The 2549-nt window shown below is 37.8% G+C and carries 2 protein-coding genes; both read right to left on the bottom strand.

Features of this window, described 5'->3' with window-relative positions; genetic code table 11:
* The coding region (locus AC22ZQ_RS14030) for a DNA alkylation repair protein (protein ID WP_318959389.1) at window positions 1-661 on the bottom strand (661 nt) is incomplete at its 3' end.
* A 181-nt stretch (window positions 662-842) separates the two neighbouring features.
* Window positions 843-2549 (bottom strand): M1 family aminopeptidase (locus tag AC22ZQ_RS14025; RefSeq protein ID WP_318959388.1); only part of this gene is annotated, 1707 nt, incomplete at its 5' end.

Here is a 2549-nt window from a genome sequence, read left to right as displayed (position 1 = left end):
TACTCCCCTCTCTTCTGGCCAAGGTAGAAAATTCATGTTGCTCCAAAAAGGCTTTTACGGCTTCTGGGTTATACTTAGAATATTGACGCAAACTCCAACCTATGGCTTTTTGAATAAAGAATTCTTTGTCTCCTTTTAAAGTCAAGATTTGTTGTTTGAGCAAGTCAAAATCTACATCGTCTTTATACTTTAATTGGAAAATCAAAGTTGAACGCTGTAACCACAAATGTCCAGACGCTGTGAATCGTTCTACCATGTAAGGAATTTGTTCGGGGTATTTTTTACAATGGAAACCGAGTATGGTTGCAGCAATAAAATCTACACTATCCCACCAATCTTTGTGGGTCAACAAAAATTCGATGAACGCCAAATCATCGGGATGGTGAAATTTCTTTTGTTGTTTGGCGAAAAGCTCTTGGGCAATGTATTGGGCTTCACGCTCGGAAAAATCCCACAACTCTTTTACCAAAGCACGGTAATCAAAATCTGCATCTTTTAACGGAAGCAGGGCAAAGAATTCTTTTTGAATGACTCTTCGCTGCGGTGATTTTATACCAAAAGATGCAAACTTGTTTTTTAGATAAGCACTCATTTTTTCTGCGGTGCTCTCTTTGCGCTGAGCTTCTAGTTTTTCTCTTAATATTTCTGCGAACTCGCTCATTTCTATCTTTTTAATCAATTCTAAACCACTCTTGAATTAATATAGCAAATGCCCAACATGGCAATCACATGGAGTTGACATCACCTTAATTTCAGCTTAAAAATCATTCTACATTTAGCGCTTATCTCGATACCTCGACTCCGCTCTGCACGGCGCTCCGCTCGATAACCTATGTTTAATTTTATTTTACCTCATGAGAACTTGACAAATAAGCTCTAGCTGCTTTAATTTCTACAAGCACAACATTCAAAACTTTTTGCTTTTGAGCGGCGATGGCAACATCGTTGTTTTTGCGTAAAGTGTCTATTTCGTTTTGTAGTTCTTGTGCTCTGAACTCCATGAGTCCGACTAAAGACCTTAGGTAAAGTGGAACAAACTTTTCCGCATCGCCTAATTTGCGTTCTGCTACTTGTTTGTAGATTTTCCAGTTATCAGCTAAAACAGCAATATCTTCATCTTTCAAATACAAGGTAAAGGCACCCAACATTGCGCTGTAGGTTCCATCATTCATTGTATTGGTATTTAAATGTGACGTAAAGAATTTCAACTGTTCCTCTTTACCGATTTCTGCGTATAAATCTGCAATGGCAATAAGAATAGAATTGGCTTGTTCATTTTCAAATTTAGCAGCCCACTCTAAGGCTAATTTGGGCTGTAATCCCCCCAAAACGCTCAACGCCTCACCTTTCACCATCCAAGAAGCATCTTCTTTTAAAAGTTGAACGCACAAGGCCTGTAATTTCGACTTCTTTTCCTTATACCTCAATACATGCAGCGCTCGTTGTTTTACCTGAGGTTTACTATCCTTTAACGCTAATTCAGCGATGAGGTTCAATGCTTTTTTACGTTGATCTTTATTGAGTTTACCAACCATGGTCAATGCTTCGTAACGCACGGCCCAGAAAGGATCATTCAAAGCTTCCACCACAATGTTTTTCAAGGCTTCTGAAGAACTTTCCCTTACGACTTGCAACACCTCATACCTGTCTAAATAATTCTCTCGCTGACGATATTGATTTACCCAAAACGCATCTGGTTTGTCTGTCTTAACCTCAGCTAATAAGCTATTATCACTGTCCAAAATATAATTCTCCAAGCTTCCATCTAAAGGAAATTCGAATACTTCGTACTCATCCTCTATGCGAATATTATAGGTATAATTCCCTTTTGAGGTGTACACCATAAATTTTAAAGGCAATTGGTATAGCGGAGCTTTCATCAAATTTTGATTTTGATGAATTTTCACTTTTAAAATGCTGTCTTTCACTTCATGATTCACAATTAAATTAGGCACGTGGTCATCAAAAAACCACTGGTTAAAAAACCAGTTTAAATCCTCACCACTCACCTTTTCAAAAGCCAATCTCAGATTGTGAATCTCAACCGTTTGATAGCTATTCTCTTCTAAATAATATTGAATCGCATCAAAGAATAATTCATCTCCCAAGTAAGTACGCAACATGTGTAAAATACGACCACCCTTGTTGTAAGAATGACCATCAAACATGTCTTCTTTGTTTTCATAATCGAACCATATCATGTTATGATGACCGGCAAACTGTGCAGAGTTATAAAAACCAAATGCTTCTTGTTGGGCATTGTAGGCAGCTTCTTCCTTTCCATATTTGAACTCATCCCATAAATACTGTGAATAATTGGCAAAAGACTCGTTCAAGGGCAAGTTCGACCAACTCTCACAGGTCAACAAATCTCCAAACCAGTGGTGAAATAATTCATGCGCTATGATGTCATCACTATTCTTATCCAATGCTTCTGCTTCCGTTCTGTAAACAAAATCTCCAAAAACAACGGCTGAAGTATTTTCCATGGCACCAGAAACAAAGTTTCTTACAATGATTTGACTGTATTTATCCCAAGGAAATTCAAC

Source organism: Lishizhenia sp. (genome assembly GCF_057456495.1).
This window is presented reverse-complemented; position numbering and strand designations above follow the sequence as displayed.